The sequence below is a fragment of the Carboxylicivirga linearis genome (genome assembly GCF_018271995.1).
In the GTDB taxonomy this organism is placed as follows: Bacteria; Bacteroidota; Bacteroidia; order Bacteroidales; family Marinilabiliaceae; genus Carboxylicivirga; species Carboxylicivirga linearis.
Genome location: NZ_JAGUCO010000115.1, coordinates 1 through 767, shown reverse-complemented (window position 1 = coordinate 767; position 767 = coordinate 1). Strand labels below are relative to the sequence as shown.

At 40.4% G+C, this 767-nt stretch carries 1 protein-coding gene; it reads left to right on the top strand.

Annotation, left to right across the window (positions count from 1 at the left end; genetic code table 11):
* Nucleotides 1-767 (top strand): toprim domain-containing protein (locus KEM10_RS25210; RefSeq protein WP_212220950.1); only part of this gene is annotated, 767 nt, incomplete at both ends.

Sequence of the window (767 nt, the reverse complement as noted above, 5' to 3'; positions counted from 1 at the left end):
TGGAAGAAAAGCACCAATTGGGATGAAGCCAAATTCAAACATGAAGAAAGCCTGAAAATTGCTTGTAGTATTATTGAGAAGTTCTTTTTGGAACAGGTTAATCACAAAGATGCCCAACAGTATATCAAGGAGCGTAACATGGCTATTCCTGAAAACGGCAGCTTCAATATTGGTTATGCTCCAACGGACAATGCTCTACTGTCCCATGCACGAGGAAAAGGATTAAAAACAGAGATACTTGAAGAAATTGGCGTACTTAAAAGCAATGACAAAGGCGTTTATGACTTTTTTAGAAACCGATTGATATTCCCTGTTTCCAACTCACGAGGTCAGACTATTGCATTTGCCGGGCGTGACCTGAATGAAAATCCGAAGGTCAAGTATTTGAATACACCTGAAAGTAGCATCTACATAAAAGGCAATGAGCTGTATGCTTTAAATGTGGCTCGCTTTGCCATTAAAAACAATGACAGAGCATATATAGTTGAAGGTTATTCCGATGTGCTTCGGATGCACGATATAGATGTGGTAAACACAGTTGCGACTTGCGGAACCGCACTCACCAATTCACAGGCAAAGCTCCTGAAAAAATATACAAACAAGGCTACACTTATTTACGATGGCGATAATGCCGGACGAAATGCCATGTGCCGAAATGCTGAAATCCTGATTAAGAACCAATTTCACGTTTCGGTATTGGTACTCCCGGAAAAACAAGACCCTGATTCTCTTTTCATCGACAACAAAACGTTTCTTCAGTACGATGA